At 69.7% G+C, this 1902-nt stretch carries 4 protein-coding genes; all 4 read left to right on the top strand.

All coding sequences use genetic code 11. The annotated features are described in order from the left end of the window. Positions 1–375: hypothetical protein (locus AB0J09_RS63690; protein ID WP_360714092.1), on the top strand; the 375-nt coding region annotated here is incomplete at its 5' end. Between the two features lie 14 nt (positions 376–389). Then, positions 390–803, top strand: coding sequence for a hypothetical protein (locus AB0J09_RS63685; protein WP_360714090.1), 414 nt, complete (start codon positions 390–392; stop codon positions 801–803). Then, positions 800–1651 (top strand): hypothetical protein, encoded by an 852-nt coding sequence (locus tag AB0J09_RS63680; RefSeq protein WP_360714088.1) that lies wholly within the window; start codon positions 800–802, stop codon positions 1649–1651. The genes AB0J09_RS63685 and AB0J09_RS63680 overlap by 4 nt, the downstream gene beginning before the upstream one ends. A 49-nt stretch (positions 1652–1700) precedes the next feature. Continuing rightward, positions 1701–1902 (top strand): hypothetical protein (locus AB0J09_RS63675; protein WP_360714087.1); only part of this gene is annotated, 202 nt, incomplete at its 3' end.

Here is a 1902-nt window from a genome sequence, read left to right as displayed (position 1 = left end):
GCCGACACCGCACCCGAGCAGGTCGCCCAGGTGGTGCCGTTGCGGGAAGGCCAGCCCGCCCAGGCCACGCCCGCGCAGATCGAGCAGGCCAAGCTCCTCGGCAAGCTCATGGACTTCGCCGAGGGTCCGCTTGCCGACTGGATCGCTCGCGAACGGCCCGCCTACCTGGCCTCGCCGATCACGTTCGTCCGCGAACGGTGGGAACCGCAGTGGCTGCCCCGCGACGTCGGGTTCCTGGTGTGGAGCTGGCGGGTGCTGCTGCTGGTCCGCGCGCTGCTGTACACGGCGTTCTACATCCCCGCCATGGTGATCTACCTCCCCGAGCTCACCACGGCTGCCATCGTCGCCTACCTCGTCATCCACTTCTTCGCCTGAAAGGACCCTTCGCCATGAACAGCCTGCTCGTCGGACTCGGCGGCCTGACCGCCGTACTGCTGAGCTTCGGCATCGTGTGCATCTGGAAGAAGGCCTGGCCGACGTTCACGGCCTGGCTGATGCTCGTAGCCGGCTTCGGCCTGATCGGCACGTTCTTCGAGGCCGTCATCCGCGCAGTCACCGGCCGCCTCCACCCCATCGTCCCGTCGATCCTGCTGGGCGTCTGCGCGGCCATCTGGATCGCGGACGTGTGGGGCAAGAAGAACAAGGTCGGCCGCGCCACCGCGATCGTTGCCCCGTTCATCCCCACGTTGCTGGTCGTCGGCGCCATCACCATCTTCGGCATCAACACCGCCGACGTCGGCCGCGACGTCAAGCAGGCCTGGCAGGACACCATGACCGCCGACGTCAATGGAGGCCGTAAGTGATCATCCTGATTCTGATCCTGGCTCTGTCCGGCGTCATCACCGCGGCGCTGGTGAAGCGTCCCGACGCCCGCGCCGCCGCCCTGGGCGGGCTTCGGGCCGGCGCGGCGCAGGCCGATGTCGAGTTCCGCAAGGGAGCTGCGGCCGCGCAGGACCGCTACCACCAGGCGCAGAAGTACCTCACCCGTCCGACCGCGTCCGGCGACCCGCCCGGACCGAAGAACCTCCGCTGGTGGGTGTCGGCCGCGTTCGCGGTGACCGGTGGCACCGCTGCGGTGGTCGCGGGCGGAACGTACGGGCTGCTCAAGGTTCTCGGCGGTGCGGTCCGGATCGCCAGGCAGGCCGCCGAAGGGGCGCGCCAGGCGTACGCCGACTACCGGGCCGCCCGCGAGATCGAAGAAGCCGAGGTGATCGAAGAGGCCGAGGAAGAGCCCAAGAAGACCGAGGAGCCCGCTCCGGAGGAGACGCCGGAGCTGTCGGCGGCCGACGACGACCGCGCCGACAAGCCCGCCATCGACCTGACCAGTTATGACACCCCCGAAGGGACCACCGTGAACGCCGAATTCGTTTCCTTCCCCCAGCTCATGCAGGACCACGCGACCGCAGGCACCGACATGACCCAGGTCGCGGCCGCGATCGACGGCCAGGTGGCCGGCCTGGTCGCGAAGAACATGGGCCGCGGCGAGCTGCTGACGGCGCTGATGGCCGCGCAGGAGACCGCCAACATGCTGTCCCTGCAGCACCAGCACATCGCGAACCTCGCCGCCGCCCAGGCCTCCGTGGCCGAGGCGCACGCGGCGGTCGGCGGCGTGGACAACGTCGCCAACAAGGAGGCGTACGCGCAGGGCTGACCCCCGGCCGTACGTACGTGACCTCGCCACACGAAAGGACCCCACCCCGATGTCTGAGGACCGCAAGCAGAAGCCCAGCAGCGACGTCGCCCACGCTGCGCGGCGTATCGCGTTCCGCCAGCGGTACCGCGCGGTGATGGCTACGCCTTTCGTGTGGGCGACGATAGCGCTTCCGCTTTCGGCTGCGCTCGACGCGCAGCAGCCGGCCGTTGGCATGCTGGGCGCGGCGGCCGCCTGCGCGTTGCCTATGG

Origin of the sequence: Nonomuraea sp. NPDC049784 (genome assembly GCF_040659615.1) — a bacterium.
Classification (GTDB): domain Bacteria; phylum Actinomycetota; class Actinomycetes; order Streptosporangiales; family Streptosporangiaceae; genus Nonomuraea.
Note: the sequence above shows the minus strand (reverse complement) of the source record. Positions and strands in the feature narration are given on the sequence as shown.

What these genes read in the sequence shown, in the direction of transcription:
- AB0J09_RS63685 (WP_360714090.1), top strand. Translation starts at nt 390, where the DNA reads ATGAACAGCCTGCTCGTCGGACTCGGCGGCCTGACCGCCGTACTGCTG.